Origin of the sequence: Pseudomonas sp. P105 (assembly GCF_032614175.1) — a bacterium.
Classification (GTDB): Bacteria; Pseudomonadota; Gammaproteobacteria; order Pseudomonadales; family Pseudomonadaceae; genus Aquipseudomonas; species Aquipseudomonas rhizophila.
In genome coordinates this window covers 420368-443934 of the sequence record NZ_CP126693.1, presented here as the reverse complement: position 1 = coordinate 443934, position 23567 = coordinate 420368, and the positions used below count along the sequence as shown (strand labels likewise).

22 protein-coding genes and 1 pseudogene are annotated in these 23567 nt (G+C 61.2%); 14 read left to right on the top strand and 9 right to left on the bottom strand.

Annotated elements, in window-relative coordinates; genetic code table 11:
- Nucleotides 1–167 precede the first annotated feature (167 nt).
- The 3 genes from phaZ to QOM08_RS01920 all read left to right on the top strand — a co-directional run bounded on the left by phaZ (nucleotide 168) and on the right by QOM08_RS01920 (nucleotide 3501).
- Entirely contained in the window at nucleotides 168–1025 is an 858-nt protein-coding gene (phaZ, locus tag QOM08_RS01930) for a poly(3-hydroxyalkanoate) depolymerase (protein WP_047225979.1), read from the top strand.
- Between the two features lie 112 nt (nucleotides 1026–1137).
- Nucleotides 1138–2820, top strand: coding sequence for a class II poly(R)-hydroxyalkanoic acid synthase (gene phaC / locus QOM08_RS01925; protein WP_316912493.1), 1683 nt, complete (start codon nucleotides 1138–1140; stop codon nucleotides 2818–2820).
- Nucleotides 2821–2880: 60 nt separating this feature from the next.
- A complete protein-coding gene (locus QOM08_RS01920; protein ID WP_047225981.1) occupies nucleotides 2881–3501 on the top strand; it encodes a TetR/AcrR family transcriptional regulator in 621 nt (206 codons plus the stop codon).
- A gap of 248 nt (nucleotides 3502–3749) precedes the next feature.
- Here QOM08_RS01920 and QOM08_RS01915 read toward each other — a convergent pair whose 3' ends face one another.
- From QOM08_RS01915 to QOM08_RS01905, 3 genes are all read right to left on the bottom strand, one after another.
- The gene (locus QOM08_RS01915) at nucleotides 3750–4622 is read right to left on the bottom strand and encodes a phasin family protein (protein WP_076383008.1); all 873 of its coding nucleotides are present in this window, start codon (nucleotides 4620–4622) and stop codon (nucleotides 3750–3752) included.
- A 10-nt stretch (nucleotides 4623–4632) separates the two neighbouring features.
- A complete protein-coding gene (locus tag QOM08_RS01910) occupies nucleotides 4633–5055 on the bottom strand; it encodes a phasin family protein (RefSeq protein ID WP_076383010.1) in 423 nt (140 codons plus the stop codon).
- A 252-nt stretch (nucleotides 5056–5307) separates the two neighbouring features.
- Nucleotides 5308–5583, bottom strand: a complete 276-nt coding sequence (locus tag QOM08_RS01905; protein ID WP_076383012.1) for a polyhydroxyalkanoic acid system family protein — start codon at nucleotides 5581–5583, stop codon at nucleotides 5308–5310.
- Nucleotides 5584–5738: 155 nt separating this feature from the next.
- Between QOM08_RS01905 and ubiE the strand changes: the two genes are divergently transcribed.
- From ubiE to QOM08_RS01850, 11 genes and pseudogenes are all read left to right on the top strand, one after another.
- Nucleotides 5739–6509: a bifunctional demethylmenaquinone methyltransferase/2-methoxy-6-polyprenyl-1,4-benzoquinol methylase UbiE gene (gene ubiE / locus QOM08_RS01900; protein ID WP_047225985.1), complete on the top strand. Its 771-nt coding sequence runs from the start codon at nucleotides 5739–5741 to the stop codon at nucleotides 6507–6509.
- Nucleotides 6509–7133: pseudogene (locus QOM08_RS01895) on the top strand (SCP2 domain-containing protein). Before ubiE ends, QOM08_RS01895 begins: the two are co-directional and overlap by 1 nt.
- The gene (gene ubiB / locus QOM08_RS01890; RefSeq protein WP_139048635.1) at nucleotides 7130–8734 is read left to right on the top strand and encodes a ubiquinone biosynthesis regulatory protein kinase UbiB; all 1605 of its coding nucleotides are present in this window, start codon (nucleotides 7130–7132) and stop codon (nucleotides 8732–8734) included. The pseudogene QOM08_RS01895 and the gene ubiB overlap by 4 nt, the downstream one beginning before the upstream one ends.
- A gap of 81 nt (nucleotides 8735–8815) precedes the next feature.
- Entirely contained in the window at nucleotides 8816–9214 is a 399-nt protein-coding gene (gene hisI, locus QOM08_RS01885; protein ID WP_003196931.1) for a phosphoribosyl-AMP cyclohydrolase, read from the top strand.
- Nucleotides 9207–9539, top strand: a complete 333-nt coding sequence (locus QOM08_RS01880; protein ID WP_003186671.1) for a phosphoribosyl-ATP diphosphatase — start codon at nucleotides 9207–9209, stop codon at nucleotides 9537–9539. The genes hisI and QOM08_RS01880 overlap by 8 nt, the downstream gene beginning before the upstream one ends.
- 24 nt (nucleotides 9540–9563) lie before the next feature.
- Nucleotides 9564–9851 (top strand): twin-arginine translocase TatA/TatE family subunit, encoded by a 288-nt coding sequence (locus tag QOM08_RS01875; protein ID WP_316912492.1) that lies wholly within the window; start codon nucleotides 9564–9566, stop codon nucleotides 9849–9851.
- A 10-nt stretch (nucleotides 9852–9861) separates the two neighbouring features.
- Nucleotides 9862–10281 (top strand): Sec-independent protein translocase protein TatB, encoded by a 420-nt coding sequence (gene tatB, locus QOM08_RS01870; protein ID WP_047225989.1) that lies wholly within the window; start codon nucleotides 9862–9864, stop codon nucleotides 10279–10281.
- Nucleotides 10278–11072, top strand: coding sequence for a twin-arginine translocase subunit TatC (gene tatC, locus QOM08_RS01865; protein ID WP_316912491.1), 795 nt, complete (start codon nucleotides 10278–10280; stop codon nucleotides 11070–11072). The genes tatB and tatC overlap by 4 nt, the downstream gene beginning before the upstream one ends.
- A complete protein-coding gene (locus tag QOM08_RS01860) occupies nucleotides 11069–11776 on the top strand; it encodes a 16S rRNA (uracil(1498)-N(3))-methyltransferase (RefSeq protein ID WP_139048636.1) in 708 nt (235 codons plus the stop codon). The genes tatC and QOM08_RS01860 overlap by 4 nt, the downstream gene beginning before the upstream one ends.
- Before the next feature lie 134 nt (nucleotides 11777–11910).
- Nucleotides 11911–13818, top strand: coding sequence for a methyl-accepting chemotaxis protein (locus tag QOM08_RS01855; protein WP_409078022.1), 1908 nt, complete (start codon nucleotides 11911–11913; stop codon nucleotides 13816–13818).
- A 1089-nt stretch (nucleotides 13819–14907) separates the two neighbouring features.
- A complete protein-coding gene (locus tag QOM08_RS01850; RefSeq protein ID WP_139048866.1) occupies nucleotides 14908–15249 on the top strand; it encodes a DUF6124 family protein in 342 nt (113 codons plus the stop codon).
- Between the two features lie 83 nt (nucleotides 15250–15332).
- On the opposite strand, the gene mdoH is transcribed toward QOM08_RS01850, so the two are convergent.
- From mdoH to QOM08_RS01820, 6 genes are all read right to left on the bottom strand, one after another.
- Complete coding sequence (mdoH, locus tag QOM08_RS01845; protein WP_188251794.1) at nucleotides 15333–17903, bottom strand: glucans biosynthesis glucosyltransferase MdoH; 2571 nt, start codon at nucleotides 17901–17903, stop codon at nucleotides 15333–15335.
- Nucleotides 17896–19635 (bottom strand): glucan biosynthesis protein G, encoded by a 1740-nt coding sequence (locus QOM08_RS01840; protein WP_218277732.1) that lies wholly within the window; start codon nucleotides 19633–19635, stop codon nucleotides 17896–17898. Before QOM08_RS01840 ends, mdoH begins: the two co-directional genes overlap by 8 nt.
- Nucleotides 19636–19985: 350 nt before the next feature.
- Nucleotides 19986–20423 carry a D-aminoacyl-tRNA deacylase gene (gene dtd / locus QOM08_RS01835; RefSeq protein WP_316912490.1) on the bottom strand — a complete coding sequence of 146 codons (438 nt, stop codon included), beginning with the start codon at nucleotides 20421–20423 and terminating at the stop codon, nucleotides 19986–19988.
- The gene (gene pip, locus QOM08_RS01830; RefSeq protein WP_092401505.1) at nucleotides 20420–21391 is read right to left on the bottom strand and encodes a prolyl aminopeptidase; all 972 of its coding nucleotides are present in this window, start codon (nucleotides 21389–21391) and stop codon (nucleotides 20420–20422) included. The genes dtd and pip overlap by 4 nt, the downstream gene beginning before the upstream one ends.
- A gap of 105 nt (nucleotides 21392–21496) precedes the next feature.
- Nucleotides 21497–22411, bottom strand: coding sequence for an alpha/beta hydrolase (locus QOM08_RS01825; protein ID WP_316912489.1), 915 nt, complete (start codon nucleotides 22409–22411; stop codon nucleotides 21497–21499).
- Between the two features lie 104 nt (nucleotides 22412–22515).
- Nucleotides 22516–23463 carry a choline ABC transporter substrate-binding protein gene (locus QOM08_RS01820; protein ID WP_047226939.1) on the bottom strand — a complete coding sequence of 316 codons (948 nt, stop codon included), beginning with the start codon at nucleotides 23461–23463 and terminating at the stop codon, nucleotides 22516–22518.
- Between the last annotated feature and the right edge of the window lie 104 nt (nucleotides 23464–23567).

The following is a 23567-nucleotide window of genomic DNA, read 5'->3' as shown; positions in this document are numbered from 1 at the left end:
CAAACTTGCGTTAACAGCAGATCCAATGTGGGAGCAAGCCCGCTCGCGATAGCGGTGCGTCAGGCAACAGTGATGTTGAATGCAACGGCCTCATCGCGAGCAGGCTCGCTCCCACAGGGATCGGGGGAAAAATGAAAGACAGCGACCCAACCCACAGGGCTTGAAGCATGCCGCAACCGTACATCTTCCGTACCGTCGATCTGGATGGCCAGACCTTGCGCACCGCGGTACGCCCCGGCAAGCCTCATTTGACGCCCCTGCTGATTTTCAACGGCATCGGCGCCAACCTTGAGCTGGTGTTCCCGTTCATCCAGGCCCTGGACCCGGACCTGGAAGTCATCGCCTTTGACGTTCCCGGCGTCGGCGGCTCGTCGACGCCCAGCCGGCCATATCGCTTTCCCGGCCTGGCAAAACTCACCGCGCGGATGCTCGATTACCTCGATTACGGACAGGTCAACGTGATCGGCGTGTCCTGGGGCGGCGCCCTGGCCCAGCAATTTGCCCATGACTACCCTGAGCGCTGCAAAAAGCTGGTGCTGGCGGCCACCGCCGCTGGCGCGGTAATGGTGCCGGGCAAACCGAAAGTGCTGTGGATGATGGCCAGCCCCCGGCGCTACGTGCAGCCGTCCCACGTCATGCGTATCGCCCCACTGATCTACGGCGGCTCGTTCCGCCGCGACCCCAGCCTGGCGGCCAGTCATGCGGCCAAGGTGCGTTCGGCCGGCAAGCTGGGTTATTACTGGCAACTGTTCGCCGGCCTGGGCTGGACCAGCATCCACTGGCTGCACAAGATCCACCAGCCGACCCTGGTGCTGGCCGGCGACGACGACCCACTGATCCCGTTGATCAACATGCGCATGCTGGCCTGGCGCATCCCCAACGCCCAGTTGCACATCATCGACGACGGCCATCTGTTCCTGATTACCCGGGCCGAGGCTGTGGCGCCGATCATCATGAAGTTTCTGGAGGAAGAACGTCAGCGCGCGGTCATGCACCCGCATCCCGCGCCGCTGGGTGGCGGCTGACACCGCCCAAAAGCGCCTGGCAGGACGCCGGATCGCGCAACTGCCCGAAACAGCGACTATGTTGTCTGGTTCGGTGTGTTTGTTTTTAGCCTGATGACGAAGGAGTTGACTCATGCGCGACAAACCGGCGAAGGGTTCCATGCCCGCCCCTGCCAACTTCATCAACGCACAAAGTGCGGTCACCGGCCTGCGGGGCCGGGACCTGCTTTCCACCCTGCGCAGTGTTGCCGTACACGGCTTGCGCAACCCAGTGCACAGCGCCCGGCATGCGTTGAAGTTGGGCAGCCAGTTGGGCCGCGTGCTGCTAGGGGAAACCCTGCACCCCACCAACCCCAACGACAAGCGTTTCGCCGATCCCACCTGGGAGCTCAATCCGTTCTACCGTCGCAGCCTGCAGGCCTACCTGAGCTGGCAGAAACAGATGAAGAGCTGGATCGACGAATGCGACATGAGCCCCGATGACCGTGCCCGGGCTCACTTCGCTTTCGCCCTGCTCAATGATGCCGTATCGCCTTCCAATACCTTGCTCAACCCGCTGGCGGTCAAGGAGCTGTTCAATTCCGGCGGTACCAGCCTGATTCGTGGCATCAGCCACTTGGTGGACGACCTGCTGCACAACGACGGGCTGCCACGACAAGTCACGCCCCATGCCTTCGAAGTCGGCAAGACCCTGGCGACCACACCGGGGGCCGTGGTGTTTCGCAACGAAATGCTCGAGCTGATCCAGTACAAGTCCATGAGCGAAAAGCAATACGCCAAGCCGTTGCTGATCGTGCCGCCGCAGATCAACAAGTTCTACATCTTCGACCTGAGCCCTTCCAACAGCTTCGTCCAGTACGCCCTGAAAAACGGTTTGCAGGTGTTCATCATCAGTTGGCGCAACCCCGATGTACGTCACCGCGAATGGGGCCTGTCCAGCTATGTCGAGGCGACGGAAGAAGCCATGAATGTCTGCCGGGCGATCACCGGCGCCCGTGAGGTCAACCTGATGGGCGCCTGCGCCGGCGGCATGACCATCGCCGCCCTGCAAGGCCATCTGCAAGCCAAGCGCCAACTGCGCCGGGTCGCCAGCGCCACTTACCTGGTGAGCCTGCTGGACAGCCAGATGGAGAGCCCGGCCACGCTATTCACTGACGAGCAGACCCTGGAAGCCGCCAAGCGCCGCTCCTACCAGAAAGGCATCCTCGATGGCCGCGACATGGCCCGGGTGTTTGCCTGGATGCGTCCCAATGACCTGATCTGGACTTATTTCATCAACAACTACCTCCTGGGCAAGGAGCCGCCGGCGTTCGACATCCTCTACTGGAACAACGACTGCACCCGACTGCCGGCGGCCTACCATGGCGACCTGCTGGACTTCTTCAAGCACAATCCCCTGACCCACCCCGGCGGCCTGGAAGTGTGCGGCACACCGATCGACCTGCAAAAAGTGACGGTGGACAGCTTCAGCGTGGCGGGCATCAATGACCACATCACGCCATGGGACGCGGTCTATCGCTCAACGCTGTTGCTCGGTGGCGAGCGACGCTTCGTGCTGTCCAACAGCGGTCACGTCCAAAGCATTCTCAACCCGCCGGGCAACCCCAAGGCCAACTACGTCGAAAACCCGAAACTGAGCAGCGACCCGCGAGCCTGGTATTACGACGCCAAGCACGTCGAGGGCAGTTGGTGGACCCAGTGGCTGGGTTGGGTCCAGGAACGCTCCGGTGCCCAACGCGAAACACAGATGACCCTGGGCAACGCGAACTACCCGCCCCTGGAAGCGGCGCCGGGAACCTATGTGCGCGTGCGCTAAGGGCTCACTCCACGGCCAGACACTGGGCCGTGGCACGATTTCCATCACTAAGAAGACCGGATGAAAACCCGCGACCGCATTCTTGAATGCGCCCTGCAGTTGTTCAATGAGAAGGGCGAACCGAACGTTTCCACCATGGAAGTCGCCAACGAAATAGGCATCAGCCCAGGCAATCTCTATTACCACTTTCATGGCAAGGAGCCCCTGATCCTCGGGTTGTTCGAGCGCTTCCAGGGCGAACTGGCACCGCTGCTGGACCCACCGGCAGATGTACAACTGGCGCCGGAAGATTATTGGCTGTTCTTGCACCTGATCGTCGAACGGCTGGCTCAATACCGGTTTCTGTTCCAGGACCTGTCGAACCTGGCCGGACGCCTGCCAAAACTGGCCAAGGGCATCCGCCAGTTGCTCAACGCCCTGAAACGCACCCTGGCCTCGCTGCTGGCGCAACTCAAGGCCCAGGGGATGCTGGTCAGCGATACCCAGGCATTGGGGCAACTGGTGGAACAGATCACCATGACCTTACTGTTCTCGCTGGACTATCAGCGAATCCTCGACCGCGAGGGTGAAGTTCGACTGGTAGTCTATCAGGTCATGATGCTGGTAGCGCCGCATCTGCCGCCGGCGGCAAAGGTTGCCACCGAGCAACTGGCGTTGCGGTACCTGGAAGAGCACGACTAACGACCAGCAGAGGAAGATCCCTTGTGGGAGCGAGCCTGCTCGCGATGGCGGACGCACATCCAACATCAATGTGGCTGACGCACCGCTATCGCGAGCAGGCTCGCTCCCACATTGTTTCTGGGTGATTTCAATACTTGCATCACCACCAGCCCCCTGTGGGAGCAAGCCCGCTTCTGCGGTGCATTCAAATGCATACGCATAAAAAAACCCGACCTTCACAGGCCGGGCGTTTTTGTTTGCCCTGGATATCAGGACTGGGTGGTAGGCGTCGATGGAGCCGGCGCAGCGGTCGGGGTAACCGCCGGAGTCGGAGCCGAAGCGGAGTTCGCGGGGCTCGTCGGGGCGGCCGGTTTGGCGGCAGCAGTCGGCGCCTTCGGTGCGGCAGCTTTTGGCGCGGCCGGTTTTTTCACCGCAGGCTTTTTCGCCGCAGCGGGTTTGGCCGCCGCTTTTGCCGCAGGCTTGGCAGCAGGTTTGGCGGCCGCGGTTTTGGCAGCCGGCTTGGCCGCTGCTTTGGTCGCGGGTTTGGCTGCTACCGGCTTGGCCGCTGCCTTGGCGGCAGGTTTGGCGGCTGCGGTTTTCGCCGCCGGCTTGGCCGCTGCTTTTGCCGCAGGCTTAGCGACGGCTTTCGCCGCGGCCTTGACCAATGGCTTGGCTGCCGTCTTGGTGGCAGGTTTGGCTGCCGCAGTCTTGGCCGCCACTGGCGCGACCTTGGCGCCGGTGAGTTTTTCGATCTGCTTGGTCAGGGTGTCGACCTTGCTGTGCAGCGCCTTGACTTCATTGCGGCTCGGCACGCCCAGCCGAGAGATCGCGCTGTTCAGGCGCTTGTCGAAAGCCCCTTCCAGTTCGTCCCACTTGCCCAGTGCGCGATCCTTCACACCGCCGATTCGCGACTTGGCGGACTCGACGGAGTCCTTGGTGGCATCGACTTGTTTGCCGACCGCCGTCTTGGTGAGTTTTTCGGCCTTCTCGCCGTCCTTAACCAGGGACTCGAAGAGTTTGCTGCCGTCAGTGTCAATCTTCGAGTACACGCCTAAACCAGCAAGCCAGATTTTGCGGGAGTATTTTTCAATCTTCCCGGCCCACGAGCTGCCTTCTTTTTCGGTGATTTTTTTGCCAGCCATCCCGTTCTCCTTAATGTTTACGCGCGACACGTTCAAGCAATGCCGTCAGCTCATCGAGCTTAGCAGAGAGTGTCTCAACGTCATGTTTAGACGGAATGCCGATACGATTCAAGGCACTTGCAACACGGGCGTCGAATACCTTCTCGACTTTATCGAGTTGTACTTCAACCCGGGCCTTGAACGTGTTGACGTCAGTCTTGGCTTCAATCAGTTCGCTGTTGGCCGCCTCGAGTTTTCCGGCAATGTTTTTTTTGCCTTTGGTTTCAACAACTTCACCGGCTTTTACCAACTCCTGGAAGTACTCGCTGCCTTCCTGGCCGACCTTGGTGTAGGCGCCCAGGCCCGCCAGCCAGATCTTGCGCGCGTACGTTTTCACGTCGCTGAGCGTGGAAGATTCAACGTCGGTTTTTTTCTTCAAAATAACTTTGGCCATGGTGCACCTCACTCGATAACAGGTTTGAGGAACTGCCCGTACACGGTCGGGCTCAGGCACAAAGTAGTGACAATAATTAGAAACGGCACCCTAACTACTGCCACAGAATCCGAGGTGATGACTTCCCCTGTGGGAGCGAGCCTGCTCGCGATGGCGATAGACCGGCAACATTGATGTTGAATGACACGCCGCTATCGCGAGCAGGCTCGCTCCCACAGGTGAATGAGTGATGAACTTGAGTCATCTCTTCAATCAAGCCAATGCTTTATCCAACGCCTTTTCAATTTCCGTCTTGATCGTGCCGCTCATGGCCGACATCAACATGCCCAGTTCGACATCGACACGGATCGAGTCCTCGCCCACATGCACCTCGCCTTTGACCCCGGAGCGCTTGAGCTTCAGCGTGTCGCCCGACCACTGCGGCTCCAGGCCATAGCTGTCGGACAGTTTCTGCGCCAACTGGTCGGCTTTCGCGCGGGCCGCTTCCTTGCCCAGGCCATGGGCACGCTCAACTGTTATACGGGCCATCTGATGACTCCTGTTTTATCGGGACTTGCCTGCACGTTTCTGACCCTGGCTGCGTCAAAACGTCCCGGCGGTCGCTCATCTTACCTTCAGGCTTGCCAAGACAAAGCCCTCCACCGGGATTAGAATGTCCCGCATTCTTTTTTGGTGACAGCGATATGACTGATCAGCGCAAAGGCAGCGATGCCGAACCCACCACTCACTTCGGCTTCAAGAACGTGCCGGAAAGCCAGAAGGCGGAAAAAGTCGCTGAGGTTTTCCACTCGGTAGCCGCCAAATATGACTTGATGAACGATCTGCTCTCGGGTGGCATGCACCGTCTGTGGAAGCGTTTCGCGATCGAACTGTCGGGTGTGCGCAGCGGCAATCGGGTGCTGGACATCGCCGGCGGCACCGGCGACCTGACGAAGAAGTTCTCTCACATTGTCGGGCCGACCGGTCAGGTGGTGCTCGCTGACATCAACGAGTCCATGCTCAAGGTCGGTCGTGACCGCCTGCTGGACCTGGGTGTGGCCGGCAATGTCGAGTTCGTCCAGGCCGACGCCGAGAAGCTGCCCTTCCCTGACAACCATTTCGATTGCGTCACCATCGCCTTCGGCCTGCGCAACGTCACCCACAAGGAAGACGCCCTGCGCTCGATGCTACGAGTCCTCAAGCCCGGCGGCCGTCTGCTGGTGCTGGAATTCTCCAAGCCGACCAACGCGCTGATGTCCAAGGCCTACGACGCCTACTCGTTCGCCTTCATGCCACTGATGGGCAAGCTGATCACCAACGACTCGGAAAGCTATCGCTACCTGGCCGAATCGATCCGCATGCACCCGGATCAGGAAACCCTGAAGTCGATGATGGTCGAGGCCGGTTTCGACCGCGTGACCTACCACAACATGACCTCGGGCATCGTGGCCCTGCACCGCGGTATCAAGCCCTGATGCTGCTCACCGGCCTGCTCGCCAGCGTCGAACTCGGCGTCAATCGCGTCCTGCGCCTGGACAGTACGGCGCTGGCGCGCCTGGCGCACTTGAGCGGCAAGGTGATTGCGGTGGATTGCCGCAGCCCCGCATTGCGGCTGTTCATCCTGCCCAGCGACGAAGGCCTGATGCTCGCTGCACACTGGGAAGCCGAGGCCCACTGCACCCTGCGTGCCCCGGCATCGAGCCTGGTGAACCTGGCCCTGAGCAAGGACAAGACCGCCGTGCTGCATGGCCCTGAGGTGGAACTGGACGGCGACAGCGGCGTGCTGCTGGAGCTGGCGGCGATTCTCCAGGACCTGGAGCTGGACTGGGAATATGAAGTATCCCGCTGGCTCGGGCCGGTGGCCACTCAGCTACTCAGTGGCCATCTGCGCAGCCGCACGCGCTGGTATCGCCAAGGCTTCGCCAGCCTGGGGCAGAATCTGAGTGAATACCTGGCTGAGGAATCGCGTACTCTCGTAGGCCAACGCGAAGCCGACGCCCGCTTTAATGAACTGGACCAGATCAAACTTGACCTGGAACGTCTCGAGGCGCGTTTCGAGCGCCTTTCCCGCTCCCTTGAAACCAAGCGATAACGCATGAAGCTGCTTGCCGTCCGCCGTTTGTTGCGCATCCAGCGCGTCGTGATCCGCTATCGCCTCGATGACCTGCTGTTCGCCCTGCCGCTGCCCTGGTTTTTGCTGGCGCTGCGCTTCGTGCTGCCGTGGCGCTGGTTTCCCCGGCGAACGCTGGACCTGAGTCGCGGCGCACGCCTGCGCCTGGCCTTGCAGGACCTGGGACCGATCTTCATCAAGTTCGGGCAGATCCTCTCGACTCGTCGCGACCTGTTGCCCGAAGATATCGCCGATGAATTGATGATGCTTCAAGACCGCGTGCCGCCGTTCGATTCAAAGGTGTCGGTGGCCCTGATCGAAGAACAACTGGGCAAGAAGATCAGCGAAGTGTTCAGCCGTTTCGACGTCGAGCCGTTGGCCTCGGCCTCCGTGGCCCAGGTTCACGCTGCGCAGCTCAAGAGCGGCGAAGAAGTGGTGGTGAAAGTTATCCGCCCGGGTCTCAAGCCGATCATTGCCCAGGACCTGGCGTGGCTGTTCATTCTCGCCCGGGCCGCCGAGCGGCTGTCGGCCGATGCGCGCCTGTTGCACCCGGTTGACGTGGTCCTGGATTACGAAAAAACCATTTACGACGAACTCGATCTGCTGCGCGAAGCCGCCAACGCCAGCCAACTGCGCCGTAACTTCGAAGGCTCGCCGCTGCTCTACGTGCCGCAAGTCTATTGGGACTGGTGCCGTCCGAAAGTGTTGGTGATGGAGCGTATCTACGGCATCCAGGTGACCGACCTGGAAACCCTGGCCGACCAGCGCACCGACATGAAACTGCTGGCCGAACGCGGCGTGGAGATTTTCTTCACCCAAGTGTTCCGCGACAGCTTCTTCCACGCCGACATGCACCCGGGCAACATCTTCGTCAGCACCGTGCAACCGTGGAGCCCGCAGTACATTGCCATCGACTGCGGCATCGTCGGCAGCCTGACTCCCGAAGACCAGGACTATCTGGCCCGCAACCTGTTCGCCTTCTTCAAGCGCGACTACCGCCGCGTCGCGCAACTGCACATCGACTCCGGCTGGGTGCCGGCCGAGACCAAACTCAACGAATTCGAAGCGGCGATCCGCACGGTATGCGAACCGATCTTCGAAAAACCGTTAAAAGATATTTCTTTCGGCCAGGTGCTGATGCGCCTGTTCCAGACCGCGCGTCGCTTCAACATGGAGGTTCAGCCACAGCTGGTACTGTTGCAGAAAACCCTGCTGAACATCGAAGGCCTCGGTCGCCAGCTATACCCGGACCTGGACCTGTGGAACACCGCCCAGCCGTTCCTCGAACGCTGGATGCGTGAGCGCGTGAGCCCCAAAACCTTGCTGGGCAACGTGCAGAGCCAGTTCGAGCAGCTCCCGCACCTGGCCAACATGACCCGCGACCTGCTCGAACGCATGTCCCAACCCCACGCCCACGATCCCGCGCCGCCGTGGAAAGAACGCGGGGACGACTGGTTCATGCGCCTGCTCGGCGCCGCTCACCTGGGTGGCGGTGCAGTACTGGCGAGCGGGGGCCCGTTGAGTCAGCTGGGCCACTGGCCCGCCGGCATCATGGTCATCGTTGGTTTGTATCTGGTCGTTCGTCGATAGCCAGCACTGGTTCACGCTGGCACACTGTTTCAAGGCTGGGCCCGTCGACTTGAGATGCGCGGCCCATTGTCGGAGTCGAAGATGAAAAACTGGCAGGACGAGATCAAATGGGACGCTGACGGCCTGGTGCCGGCCATCGCCCAGGATCACAAGACCGGGCGCGTGCTGATGATGGCCTGGATGAACCGTGAAGCGCTGGCCCTGACCGCCGCCGAGAACCGCGCCATCTATTGGTCACGTTCGCGTGGCAAGCTGTGGCGCAAGGGTGAAGAATCCGGGCACGTGCAGCACCTGCACGAGATGCGCCTGGACTGCGACGGCGACGTCATCATCCTGATGGTCGAGCAGGTCGGTGAGATCGCCTGCCACACCGGCCGTCAAAGCTGCTTCTATCGCGTCTTCGAGAACGGCGACTGGAAAACCGTCGACCCGGTGCTCAAGGACCCGCACGCCATTTATTCAGGACATACCCATGAGTGACACCCTGACCCGCCTGGCCCAGGTGCTGGAAGAGCGCAAAGGCGCAGCGGCCGACAGCTCCTATGTCGCCAGTCTGTACCACAAGGGTTTGAACAAGATTCTGGAAAAGGTCGGTGAAGAGTCGGTCGAGACCATCATCGCCGCCAAGGACGCCGCCATCAGCGGCGACTGCAGTGACGTGATCTACGAGACCGCCGACCTGTGGTTCCATAGCCTGGTCATGCTTGCCCAACTGGGGCAGCACCCGCAGGCTGTACTGGATGAACTGGACCGTCGTTTCGGTCTGTCCGGGCACGTCGAGAAAGCCTCGCGTCCGTCCGCCTGATCAACTTACGAGAGGAATAGCCACATGGGTATTTTTGACTGGAAACACTGGGTCGTCATTCTGGTGGTCGTGGTACTGGTGTTCGGCACCAAGAAACTCAAGAACCTGGGCACTGACGTTGGCGAGTCGATCAAGGGCTTTCGCAAGGCCATGAACGACGACGAAAAACCGGCCGACCCGGCAGCGACGCCCGCTCAACCAGCGCAGCCGAGCCAACCGGTTCACCCACAGGCCACTCAACCTGCGAATGCCCCGCACACCATCGATGTGCAGGCACAGAAAGTCGAAGAGCCGGCCCGCAAAGACTCGTGAGCACTGACTAATGTTTGGGATCAGCTTCACTGAACTGCTGCTCGTCGGCCTCGTCGCCCTGCTGGTACTGGGCCCCGAGCGGCTGCCGGGCGCTGCGCGCACCGCAGGTCTATGGATCGGGCGGCTCAAGCGCAGCTTCAATGCGATCAAACAGGAAGTTGAACGTGAAATCGGGGCCGACGACATTCGTCGGCAACTGCACAACGAACACATTCTGTCTCTGGAGCAGGAAGCGCGGAAAATCTTCACCCCGACCCAGCAGGAGCCGACACCGGTTCAGCCGGCGGTCGAGCCGACGATTGCCCCCCAGGCGCCGGTGGATGACACGCCGCCTGTAGCAGCCGCGCCCGCGAACCCCGTGGAGCCCGCCCCGACAGTGGCGGCACCAGCCGTTCCTAACGACCCTACTTTGCCGCCGCGAGCCCCATGAGCGATATTCCTGAAAACGACCAGCCGATGCCGCTGGTATCGCACCTCACCGAGTTGCGCACCCGCCTGTTGCGTTGCGTGGCGGCGATGTTCGTCATCTTCGCCGGGCTGTTTGCCTTCACCCAACAGATCTACACCTTCGTTTCCACACCGCTGCGCCAGTACCTGCCGGAAGGCGCGACGATGATCGCCACCGACGTGTCGTCACCGTTCCTGACGCCGCTCAAGCTGACGATGATGGTCTCGTTGTTCCTGGCGATCCCGGTGATCCTGCACCAGATCTGGGGCTTCATCGCGCCAGGCCTGTACAAGCATGAAAAACGCGTTGCCGTGCCGCTGCTGGTGTCCAGCATTCTGCTGTTCTACACCGGCATGGCCTTCGCCTACTTCTTCGTATTCCCGTTGATCTTCAAGTTCTTTGCCGCCGCCACTCCCGCGGGCGTGGAAATGATGACCGACATCACCAGCTACCTGGATTTCGTCATGACGCTGTTCTTCGCCTTCGGCGTGGCGTTCGAAATCCCGGTAGCCGTGGTACTGCTGGTGTGGATCGGCGTGGTCGACGTTGCGTACCTGAAGAAAATTCGTCCGTACGTGATCATCGGCTGCTTCGTGGTCGGCATGATCCTGACCCCGCCGGACATCTTCTCCCAGACCCTGCTCGCCGTGCCGATGTGGCTGCTGTTCGAGATCGGCATCCTGTTCGGCGGTCTGGTGCGCAAGCGCCGGGAAGAAGCAGACGATCAGCCGGTCGACGACCATAACGACCAGCCGCCAGCGACCCAAGCGTGAACCTGCTGCTGCTTGAAGAGGCCGACTTCATCGGGCCTGACCGCGTCGTGCTGAGCGATCGCCGCTTGACCCACATGCAGCAAGTGCACCGTAGCGCCGTCGGTGACAGCCTGCGGGTCGGGCGTATCGGCGGGTTGATGGGCACGGCCCAGGTGCTGCGCCTGGAAGCCCATGAAGCCGAACTGCAAGTGACACTCGACCAACCTGCACCGGTCAAGCTGCCACTGACACTGGTGCTGGCCCTGCCTCGACCGAAAATGCTCCGGCGAGTGTTCCAGACCATCGCCAGCATGGGCGTGCCGCGCGTGGTACTGGTCAACAGTTACCGCGTGGAAAAGAGCTTCTGGCAGACCCCGTTCCTGGAGCCCGAGGCCATTCGCGAACAACTGATCCTTGGCCTGGAGCAGGCGCGCGACAGCGTGCTGCCAGAGATCATCATCGAAAAGCGCTTCAAACCCTTCGTTGAAGACCGCCTGCCGGCCATGGCGGACGGCACCCGCGGTCTGGTCGGCCATCCGGGGAACTACCCCCCCTGCCCTCGCGCGCTGGACGAACCCGTGACCCTGGCCATCGGCCCCGAAGGCGGCTGGATTCCTTACGAAATCGACCTGCTGGCCAAGGCCGGACTGCAACCGGTACAACTGGGCGAACGCATCCTGCGCGTCGAAACCGCCGTTACCGCGCTGCTCGCACGGTTGTTCTGAACCCCTGTCGCTTGCCCGTTTTTTGTGGCGAGCACCAGGATCCTCAGTTCATTTCTACAGATCCCTCCCGCCCCGCCGATACAGCTCCCATAAAACCAATTCAGTGCAGCAAGGGAGAAATCAGCATGTTCCGAATGCTTACCCAGAGTCTGGGAAACGTAAGCGTCAATCGCAAACTCGGCTTCGGCTTCGGTCTGGTGCTATTTCTAACCTTGATGATCGCTTTCACCGGCTGGAGCGGCCTGGGCAATGTCATCAGCCGTGGCGACAAGCTGGGCTACATTTCCAGCCTGAACGAGTTGAGCAAGGACCTGCGCCTGGCACGCCTGGACTACTACACCACACGGGGTGAAAACGGTCCGCAGGCAGTCAACGATCTGCTTGCCAAACTCGAGACCGGCCTGACCGCTGCCCGCCAGATGATCGAGCAACCGGCCGACGTGGCACTGATCGACAAACAACTGGCCGCTGTGGCCGAGTACAAAAGCGCCTTCGCCGAGATGGCCAGCGCCACCGTCAGCCGCGAAGATGCCCGCAGCAAACTCGGCGCCAGTGCCGACAACGCCGTGGCCCGCGTCGCCGAGGTTGAAAAAGCGATGCTAGAAAGCGAGAACATCGCCCAGTTCAACAACGTGGTATCCCTGAGCAAGGCAATCCAGCAAGCGCGTTATCAGGTTCGCGGCTACACCTACAGCGGTAAGAACGAAGCCCAGCAACCGGCCCTTGACGCCATTACCGATGCCCTCAAACTTCTCGCACGCCTACCGGCGCAGTTGCCTGAGGAGCACTCCGCCAACCTGCAGCAAGCCAGCGATTCGATCAACGCCTACCGTGCGGCGGTCAGTCAGTTTCGCGATTCCCAGCTTGATACCGCCGCGGCGCTCAAGCGCATGACCGAGCAAGGCGAAGTATTGCTTGAGTCCAGCAAAAGCCTGACCGTGTCCCAGACCGCCGTGCGCGACCACGACGCCGCCCAGGCCAAGACCGTCCTGGTATCGGCTGCCGTGCTGGCCCTGTTGTTCGGCGTGATCGCAGCATTGGTCATCACCCGGCAGATCGTCGGCCCGCTGGACCAGACCCTCAAAGTCGCCGAGCGCATTGCCGCGGGCGACCTGACCCACAACCTCACCTCCGAGCGCCGCGACGAACTGGGCCAATTGCAGCGCGCCATGCAGAGCATGACCGTGGGCCTGCGGCAATTGATCGGCGGCATCAGCGACGGCGTTACACAAATCGCCAGCGCCGCCGAACAACTCTCGGCCGTGACCGAGCAGACCAGCGCCGGGGTCAACAGCCAGAAAGTGGAAACCGACCAGGTCGCCACCGCCATGCACGAAATGACCGCCACGGTCCAGGAAGTGGCGCGCAATGCCGAGGAAGCTTCCGAAGCGGCCGTCGCGGCTGACCAGCAGGCACGCGAGGGTGAAAAAGTGGTCGGCGAAGCCATCGCCCAGATCGAACGCCTGGCCCTCGAAGTGGGCAACTCCACCACAGCCATGGGCGACCTCAAGCGCGAAAGCGACAAGATCGGCAGCGTACTGGACGTGATCAAGTCCGTAGCCCAGCAAACCAACCTGCTGGCCCTCAACGCGGCCATCGAAGCGGCCCGTGCGGGCGAAGCCGGACGTGGTTTTGCGGTGGTGGCTGACGAGGTCCGCAGCCTGGCCCAGCGCACCCAGAAGTCCACAGAAGAAATCGAAGAACTGATCGTCGGCCTGCAGTCAGGCACCGAGCAGGTCGCGACCATCATGGACAACAGCCGCAGCCTGACCGACAACAGCGTCGAACTGACCCGCCGCGCCGGTGGATCCCTGGAAAACATCACCCGCACGGTCTCGGCCATTCAGTCGATGAACCAGCAGATCGCCGCTGCGGCCGAGCAGCAGAGTGCCGTGGCCGAGGAGATCAACCGCAGCGTGCTGAATGTGCGCGATGTGTCGGAGCAAACTGCGTCGTCCAGTGAAGAGACGGCCGCTTCGAGCGCTGAATTGGCGCGGTTGGGGGTTCATTTGCAGACGTTGGTGGGGCGGTTCCGGGTTTGACCCGGTGTGGTGTTAGGGTTGTGTGAATATCCGTTTCTTTGGTAACGGCGGCTTATGGTTCCGCCCTTACGGCGGGTCATTTTTGAAAAGCCGGAATGCCGGCCCAGGCAAAAGTAGCCAAAACGCTTTTGCCCCACCACTCGGTGCCTCGCCTAGGCTCGGCATGCCTGAACGAAGGCATTGCTCCGTGGGCCGCCGCGAGGCGGCCTGATAGCCGACCTGTTTTTTTGACCGCGTGTCCCCTGTGGGAGCTAGCCTGCTCGCGAAACGGGTCAGCACATGCAACATCTTCGTCGACTGTGTTGCCGCAATAATTTCAGTTCCATAGAGGGTGGATTTGCTGCTGTCATCGCGAGCAGGCTCGCCCCCACATTAGTTTCGGTCGTTTATAAGATCCGTGCCCACCGCCAATCCTGTGGGTGTATGACCGAAAGAGCCAGGTCGGCTATAAGGCCGCCTCGCGGTGGACGTTGATCTGGGCGCCCCGTTAACCACGCTGGCCGAACGCAGGCATTGTGGAGTGGGCATCCCGGCATGGATGCCGGGATAGCCGCGCTGGGCCATGGATGGCCCTTCGCGGCGAGCCCACGGAGCAATGCCGGAGGGAGGGCACACCGAGCCTAAGCGAGGTGCCGAGTGGTGGGGCATAAAGCGTTTTGCTTACTTTTGCGCTTCTCAAAAGTGAGCCGCTGTAAGAGCGGAACCGTCAGCAGCCGTTACCTAAATAACGGATATACATACAAAAATACCTGCGCCCCACAATCCGTCATCCCAAGGCTACGGAGCCTTGCACCATTGCCTACAACTACGCCGGAATCCGCCGGCTTGTGCGCCTGGGGCCTGGGCTCTAACGTTTGCAGGCGCTGTCAGTTCAGCGATCGTGTTTAGCAGCCCGGACAATCCTAGACGTACGCTCCCACATGCGTGAGCAGGTTTCAGTGCCTGTACATTTATGTCATGGCGGTTGTGCGTGGGAGACCTACGGGTCTGCCGGGTTCTAGGGTCCCGGTCTGCTAACCCGCGTACAGCTGCCACCCTTCTCGTTTAGCAGCGATAGCTGGCGGCTCCACTACCCTAGGAGCGTCAACCATGTACAAGGTCACACCCAACCCACCAGCACCAGAAACCGACCCCAGGAAAATCCAGGAAGCCACCGATCGCGCGCTCGACTTCTACCTGAACCCCAAACAGACCAGCCCCGAAGACGAACAGCCACCGGGCCAGCTCTTCAAGGTAGTGGATGGCATCGACACCGAAAGCCTGCTCGCCAACCTCAGCGAAACCCTGGCTTCAGCCGATGCAATGGTCAGCGACCTGGCATTCGACCTGAAAGGCTCACGGCGCCATATCGCCCTTGGCATTCAGCAACTGATCGAGTTGAGTGGCTTGTTGGCGAGTCGAGTGCTGGATAAGGTCAATACACAACCCTGACCGCACCACGGGCAGTACTCACATACTCAAACAGCCCCCAACAAAAAGCCCCGCTTCCTTTCAGAAGCGGGGCTTTTTGCGTATCAGGCCAGTTGAGGCTGTGCGCTCATGGGCTGAAGCGGCAGTAGCGGTGCGTGAGGATCGGCCTTGACCGATGCACGCCACGCCGCCAGCCATTCGGTATGCCCCTCGCTCCAGACCTGCTCATGCAGGCGGGACAGGGCCACCGGGTCGCTCAGCAGCGCCAGTCGCTCGCTGTTGTTCAGGCCCGCCGGACCAACCTTGAGGGCATGACGAACCCGTTCGATCCGCAGCCATTCGATCGGCTCGGCCTGGCCGTGACGCGAGGTGGCCAGCGCAAAGGCCAGGGCGTTCTGTTGCGGATCGACCACTGCGCGGATGAAACCGTCGTTCAGCGCGTGCCAACGGTTTTCATGAGTGTACTGGTCAGTCGACAGCAGTTCCTGTGGCGGTGCGTATTCCTCGGGGATCAGGAACAGGCTTTCATCGCGGGACTTCAAGCCAAGGCCCACTCGGCTGGAGATCACCGACACCGGAATCGACAGCATCAGCGAACCGACGATCGGCACCAACCACCACAAAAAGCTCGGGTTCAGCCAGATCACCAGCAAGGCCCAGAAGAAGCCCAGCAGGGTTTGCGGGCCGTGGCGCTTGACGGCTTCGCTCCAGGGCGTGGAGTCGTCGTCACGTTTGGGCGAGTTCCAGGTAGCGGCCCAACCCAGGAAGGCGGCGAGCACGAAGCGGGTGTGGAAAATCATCCGCACCGGCGCCAGCAGCATGGAGAACAACATCTCCAGCAGCATCGACATCGTTACCTTGAACTTGCCACCAAACTCTTTCGCGCCCTTGGCCCAGATCAGGATGATGCTCAGCAGCTTGGGCAGGAACAGCAACACGATGGTGGTGGAGAACAGCGCGATGGCTTTTTCCGGATGCCACTGCGGCCACAACGGGTACAACTGGCGTGGCTCGAGGAAATATTGCGGTTCCATCAGCGTGTTCACCGCCAGAAGCGCGGTGGATAGCACCAGGAAGAAGAACCACAGCGGTGCGGACAGATAGGACATCACGCCAGTCAGGAATACCGCGCGATGCACCGGGTGCATGCCCTTGACCAGAAACAGCCGGAAGTTCATCAGGTTACCGTGGCACCAGCGACGGTCACGCTTGAGTTCGTCCAGCAGGTTCGGCGGCAACTCTTCATAGCTGCCCGGCAAGTCATAGGCAATCCAGACGCCCCAGCCGGCACGGCGCATCAGCGCTGCTTCAACGAAGTCGTGGGACAGGATGGCCCCGGCGAACGCCCCTTTACCAGGCAACGGCGCCAGGGCGCAGTGCTCGATGAACGGCTTCATGCGGATGATCGCGTTGTGACCCCAGTAGTGGGATTCCCCCAACTGCCAGAAGTGCAGGCCGGCGGTGAACAGCGGACCGTACACCCGAGTGGCGAATTGCTGCATGCGCGCATACAGCGTGTCCATGCCCGAGGCGCGTGGCGCGGTCTGGATGATGCCGGCATCCGGCGTGGCTTCCATCAGGCGCACCAGGCTGGTCAGGCACTCGCCGCTCATCACGCTGTCGGCGTCGAGCACGACCATGTACTTGTAGTCACTGCCCCAGCGACGGCAAAAGTCGTCGAGGTTACCGCTCTTGCGCTTGACGCGACGACGACGGCGGCGATAGAAAATCTTGCCAAAGCCCCCGGCTTCACGGCAGACGTCCAGCCAGGCTTGCTGCTCGGCGACACAGATATCGGTTTCGTTACTGTCGCTGAGTACGAAGAAGTCGAAACGATCCAGGTCCCCGGTGGCCGCAACCGACTCGAACGTGGCGCGCAAACCGGCGAACACTCGCGGCACGTCCTCGTTGCAGATCGGCATCACCAGCGCGGTGCGGGCGTCCTTGGGAATTGGCTCGTTGCCGGCACTGGCACCGGAGATGCGGTACTTGTCGTGACCGGTGAGCAGCTCGAGAAACCCCATCAGCGCCGTCCAGAAACCGGCCGATACCCAGCAGAACAGGATCCCGAACAGAATCAGGATGCTGGTCTGCAAAGCATAGGGCAGCACCTGGGTAGCGGTCTGCAACAGCGGCTGGTGCAGGACTTCGTCCAGGTCCACCAACGACCAGCCCTGGTACGGCATGATGCCCTTCATGTACCAGCCGGCGACGATGGTCTGGCCGAGCATCAGGATCAGCAGGATATAGCGACGGATCGAACCCACGGTGCGCCAGCGTGCGTGCGGCAGCACGCGCTCGTCCTTGGGTGGCTTCGGCGGGTTGGTGCGACCTGTCAGGCGACGCCAGGCGCGCACCAGGATATTGGTGCGCCACGGCTCCGGTACCACCTTGGTCCGACGAATCGGCGGCGTGGCTTTGAGACAGACACGCCCGCTGGCGTCGAGCGCCAGCATTTCGGCGTCTTCGAGTTCTTCGGCGGTGCTCAGGGTCAGCCGACGACCCACCGAGGCTTGCGCCGCCTCGGTGGGTGCATCGAAGGTCGACGACGAAAGGCGCTCGTGCAACTCGCTGAAAGACTTGCAGCCCGCCAGCTCGGCACGCTGCGCATCGGTCATGGGCAAATGGGCCAGATACTCGCTGAGCGTCTCTGGCTGTACTGGAGTATTACTCATCGGCTGGCAACTGATAGCTCCAGGTCTCGGTCAGGACTTGTTCAGTCGGTTCCGGTTCCTGCGGGGTTGGGGTCGACTCAGCGGCAGTGGACGCGTTGTCGGCCTTGGCTTCTTTTTCCTGCTCTTTTTCTTGCGCGGTTTCCTTATCGCTCTGCTGCCTGGCGACCTTGTCAGCCTTGGCAAGGGTCGTGGTCACCGCATGGGACGCGGCCGGCGCTTCAACCGGAACCAGCGGACGGACCAGCGCGGCGCGCAATTCAGTGGACTGTTTCGGGTCTTTGATCTTCAGTCGCAGGGTCAGGCGCCAGCCCTTGGTTTCAGGGTTGTAACGCACATTATTCTCGACGATCTCGCCGTTTTCGCCGACGCTCACCTGACTACGCACTTCGGCGTCTTCCGGCAGGGCTTGCAGGGAAGGACCTTCGAAGTCCACCAGATAAGCCACGCTGCCGTCCGGCTGACGGATCAGGTTGGACTGCTTCACGTCACCGGTCGAACGCAGGGTCTGCTTGACCCAGGCGCTGTCCGGCGAATGCAGGTTGGCTTCGTCGAGGGTCCAGTGCAGGCGATAGGCGAAGTCCAGCGGCTGACCTGGCTCAGGCAGCTTTTCCGGGCTCCAGAACGCCACGATGTTGTCGTTGGTTTCGTCAGCGGTCGGAATTTCAACCAGATCGACGGAACCCTTGCCCCAATCGCCTTTCGGTTCGATCCAGGCACTTGGACGCTTGTCGTAGCGGTCATCGAGGTCTTCGTAGTGGCTGAAGTCACGACCGCGTTGCAGCAGGCCGAAACCACGCGGGTTTTCTACCGAGAAGTTACTCACGGCCAGGTGTTTCGGGTTGTTCAACGGGCGCCAGATCCACTCGCCGTTGCCGGCATGGATCGACAAGCCGCTGGAGTCGTGCAGCTCTCGACGGTAGTTCAGGATCTTGGACGGCTGGTTGGCGCCGAACAGGAACATGCTGGTCAACGGAGCAATGCCCAGCTTGGTGACGCGATCTCGCAGGAACACGCGCGACTTCACGTCGACGACGGTGTCGGTGCCCGGACGCAGGATCATGCGATAGGCACCGGTAGCCCGTGGCGAATCCAGCAGGGCGAAGATCACCAGGTGCTTATCGGTCGGCTTCGGACGCTGGATCCAGAACTCGCGAAAGCGCGGGAATTCCTCACCCGATGGCAGGGCGGTATCGATGGCCAGGCCACGGGCGGACAAGCCATAAACCTGACCCTTGCCGATGACGCGGAAGTAGCTCGCGCCCAGCATGGTCATGATTTCGTCTTGCTTGTCGGCCTTGTTGATCGGGTACAGCACGCGAAAACCCGCGTAGCCCAGTTTCTCCGTGGACTTGGGATCGAACTTGACGTCACCGAAATCGAAGCGCGTCGGGTCATACTTGATTTCATCGACGGTGGTCGCGGTGATCTCGTTGATCTTCACCGGCGTGTCGAAATGCATGCCCTGGTGATAGAAGGACAGCCTGAACGGCGTCTTCTGATCGGCCCACTCGGCTTTTTCGGTGCGGAAACGGATTTTTTGATAGTCAGCGAATTTCATTTCGCGGAATTCGTTCGGCAGATTGCTGCGCGGGGCTTCGAATTTTTGCCCGGCCAGTTCTTGAGCCTTCGCCGATACATCATCCAGGCTGAATGCCCACAGTTGGCCCGCGCCAAACAGGCACAGCAGGGCCGAGCCCGCTACCAGAGCGTTTCTAAACCGTTTGGCAGTCATTTTTGGTGCATTACAGGGACTAACAATCACGAGCAACCCTCGCCGAAAACAGATCAAAAAACCAACGGCCAGATAAAGTATCTGCACGGTATCGGCATTGAAAAACCGCACCTGCAGGCCACTCTTGCCAAGTTGGCGAGCATTGTTCCGACTCCGATGGGACAAAATGATTCCCCAAACGGCCCAGGACAAGTCTCTACCTAAGTCAAATGGACCAGCGAACGCTGGTCCCCCGTAGCGCGCGATTATCTAGTAGCCCGCGTGACAACGCATCAGGGGTAACAAAGTATTTATCGAGAAAACTCACTGTTTTGCCTCGAAACAGGACCGAAAAGATGTTTCAAACACTTTCAGACCTGTAACAGGAAGGTTACCGGGCCGTCGTTAACCAGATGCACCTGCATGTCGGCGCCGAATCTACCTGATGCCACAGTGCCATGCACCTGTTTCGCTTGGGTGAGCAGATAGTCAAAGAGTTCCTCGCCCAAGGCCGGAGGTGCGGCCGTCGAAAAGCTCGGGCGTAATCCGCTTTTGGTGTCCGCCGCCAGGGTGAACTGCGACACCAACAGCAAGCCACCACCGACATCTGCCAAGGACAGGTTCATCTTGCCATCAGCGTCGCTGAACACCCTGTAGTTCAGCAGCTTGTGCAGCAGCTTGTCGGCGCTGGCCCGGGTGTCCTCGGGCTCGACCGCTATCAGGACCAGCAGACCTCGGTCCACCGCGCCAACGACTTCCCCAGCGACCTCGACCCGGGCGCCGCGGACCCGTTGCAACAGCCCCTTCATGCTTCTTCGGGCGGCAGGTCGAGCAGGCGCCGGGCCATTTGGGCGGCGGCGCGCACCAATGCGTCGGTAATACCCGGCTCAGAAGCGGCGTGACCGGCGTCGCGGATCACCTGCAGTTCGCTGTTGGGCCAGTTCTGGTGCAGTTCCCAGGCATTGTCCAGCGGGCAGATCACGTCGTAGCGGCCGTGCACGATGACGCCCGGCAGATGGGCGATCTTGCCCATGTCACGGATCAACTGGTTGGGTTCGAGAAAAGCGTTGTTGGTGAAGTAATGACACTCGATCCGGGCAATCGACAACGCCCGCTGCGGCTCGGAGAAGCGATCGACCACCAGCGGGTTCGGACGCAGGGTCGCCGTGCGGCCTTCCCAGGTCGACCAGGCCTTGGCCGCGTGCATCTGGGCGATCTGGTCATTGCCTGTCAGGCGTTTGTGAAAGGCGCCGAGCAGGTCGTCGCGCTCGTCCAGGGGGATCGGCGCGATGTAGTCCTGCCAGTAATCGGGGAACAGGCGACTGGCGCCGGCCTGGTAGAACCACTCGATTTCCTGCGGACGGCAGAGAAAGATCCCACGCAGAATCAGGCCGTGTACCCGCTCGGGATGGGTCTGGGCGTAAGCCAAGGCCAGGGTCGAGCCCCAGGAGCCGCCAAACAGCACCCATTTTTCGATGCCCAAATGTTTGCGGATGCGCTCCAGATCTTCGACCAGATCCCAGGTGGTGTTGTTTTCAAGGCTGGCATGAGGGGTGGAGCGGCCACAGCCGCGCTGGTCGAAGGTAACGATGCGGTACAGGTTCGGATCGAAGTAGCGACGGCTCTGGGCATCGCAACCGGCACCCGGGCCACCGTGAATGAACACCACCGGCAGGCCTTCCGGGGAACCGCTTTCATCGACATAGAGCGTGTGGGTGTCATCGACAGCCAGATCGTGCCGGGCATGAGGTTTGATCTGCGGGTACAAAGTCTGCATTGCGCGCTCCGTAAGGGGTCGAGTCATCCCTGGGGGGACTTCTATTTAATCTGCCGTCCGGCATCATAAACCCGAATTACCCGAATGAGCATGCCCCCTGCGCAGTCAAAGCGTGTCAGCCAGATACGCCAGCAGTGTGCGATACATCTGATCGACCTCCGGCACTTGGCCCCGGCCACGTAAACAGCCGTGAACCAATCCTCCCCCGACATACAGCACAGCATCCACACCTGCGCTGTTCAGCCGCTCGCTGTAAAGGACACCATCGTCGCGCAACGGGTCCCATTGCGCCACGACGACCAGCGCTGGCGGCAGACCGCTCAGGTCATCGGCGAGCAACGGCATGGCGAGGGAAGACGGTTGAGCGTCGCTCAGATAGAGGGCGTGATAACTGTCCAGATCGCTGCTGCTCAACAGTGGCGCATCGGCACATTCGCGCCGCGAGGGCAGATCGGCCGGGCCACCGAGGGCGGGATAAATCAGCACCTGACCCCGTGGCAGCGCTTGCCCGGCATCGCGCAAGGCCAGGCATAACGCGGCGGCGAGATTGCCTCCGGCGCTGTCACCGGCCACCAGCCGACGGCGAGGGTCGATGGCAAAGGGGGTGGCCGCCAGGTGATGCCACACGGCGAGGCAGTCTTCAAAGCCGGCGGGGAACGGATGCTCCGGCGCCAGTCGATAATCCACCGCCAGCACCAGCACGCCGAGGGTCGCGGCCAGTTCCATGCAGATGAAGTCGTGGGAGTCCAGGTCACCCACCACCCAGCCGCCACCGTGCAGATAAAGGATGCATGGCCAGCCTTCGGACGGCGGCTCGCTCCGAGGACAGTAAGCCCGCACAGCTACCCCGGCCAGCTCGAAATCCTCGACTGCCAGCGCGTCCGGGCATGGCGGGGTGAACGCCCGGCACATCTGGCTGTAGGCCTGACGCAGACCGGGGAGGCTGTTGTCCGGGGCATCGAAACTCAGGGTTTGGTCGATGAAGGCGGACATTGCCTGGGAGAGTGGATAAGTAGCCATGGAACGACGCCAACATAGAGGATCAGGATGGACGCTGATTATGTGGCGAGGGGATCTAAGCCTTGCTCCTACAGATAAATCCCCTCGCCACGATCATCTAATCGTCAATTCTTGAGACTGGCCTGCACCGCCGCCACGCCATCCTTGCCGTCAAAACTGGTCACCCCGGTGAGCCAGCGCTGCAGATCCTCGGGGTGCTCACGCAGCCATTGCCGGGCGACGTCCTGGGGTGTCTTGCGCGCCATGATCGGCACCATCAACTGGCTTTCCTGGGCGGCGGTGAAGGTGAGGTTTTCCAGCAAGCGGTTCACGTTCGGACAACGCTGGGCGTAGTCCGGCGCGGTCACGGTGGAGACCGTCGCGGCGCCTTCGTTCGGGCCGTAGACGTCTTCGCTGCCGGTCAGATAGGTGATGTTCATATTGATGTTCATCGGGTGCGGGGTCCAGCCGACGAACACCACGAACTCCTTGCGATTCACCGCCCGCTGCACCGCCGCCAGCATCCCGGCCTCACCGGACTCGATCAGCTTGAAGTCCTTGAGGCCAAAGTGATTGGTTTCAATCATGGTCTTGATGGTGGTGTTGGCACCGCTGCCCGGCTCGATGCCGTAGATTTTTCCGCCGAGCTGCTCCTTGAACCGGGCGATGTCGGCGAAAGTCTTGAGGCCCGCTGCGGCCACGTAATCCGGCACCGCCAGCGTGGCTTGGGCATCGGCAAGGCTTGGCTGGTCCAGGACTCTCACCTGGTTGGCCGCCAGGAACGGAGCGATGTTGTTGTCCATCGCCGGTTTCCAGTAGCCCAGGAAGATATCGAGGCGCTTGTCACGGATGCCAGCGAAGATGATCTGCTGCACGGCGCTGGTCTGTTTGCTTTCATAACCCAGACCGGTGAGCAACACATCAGCCATGCCACTGGTGGCGATCACGTCGGTCCAGTTGACCACGCCCATGCGCACCGTCTGGCAGGACGCCGGCTCGGCGGCCATTGCCCCGCTGCTCAGGATGGCGGTACCGCAGAGGATCGACAGACAGCGTTTGAACAGTCTTTTCATCGGGAAGGTCTCGTGCGGCAGCGATTATTGTAGGTCGGTGTCTTGCTGCACCGTGACCGGAACATTACGCAGCGTCGAGGGGCTGAAGATGAACTGTGGCGACC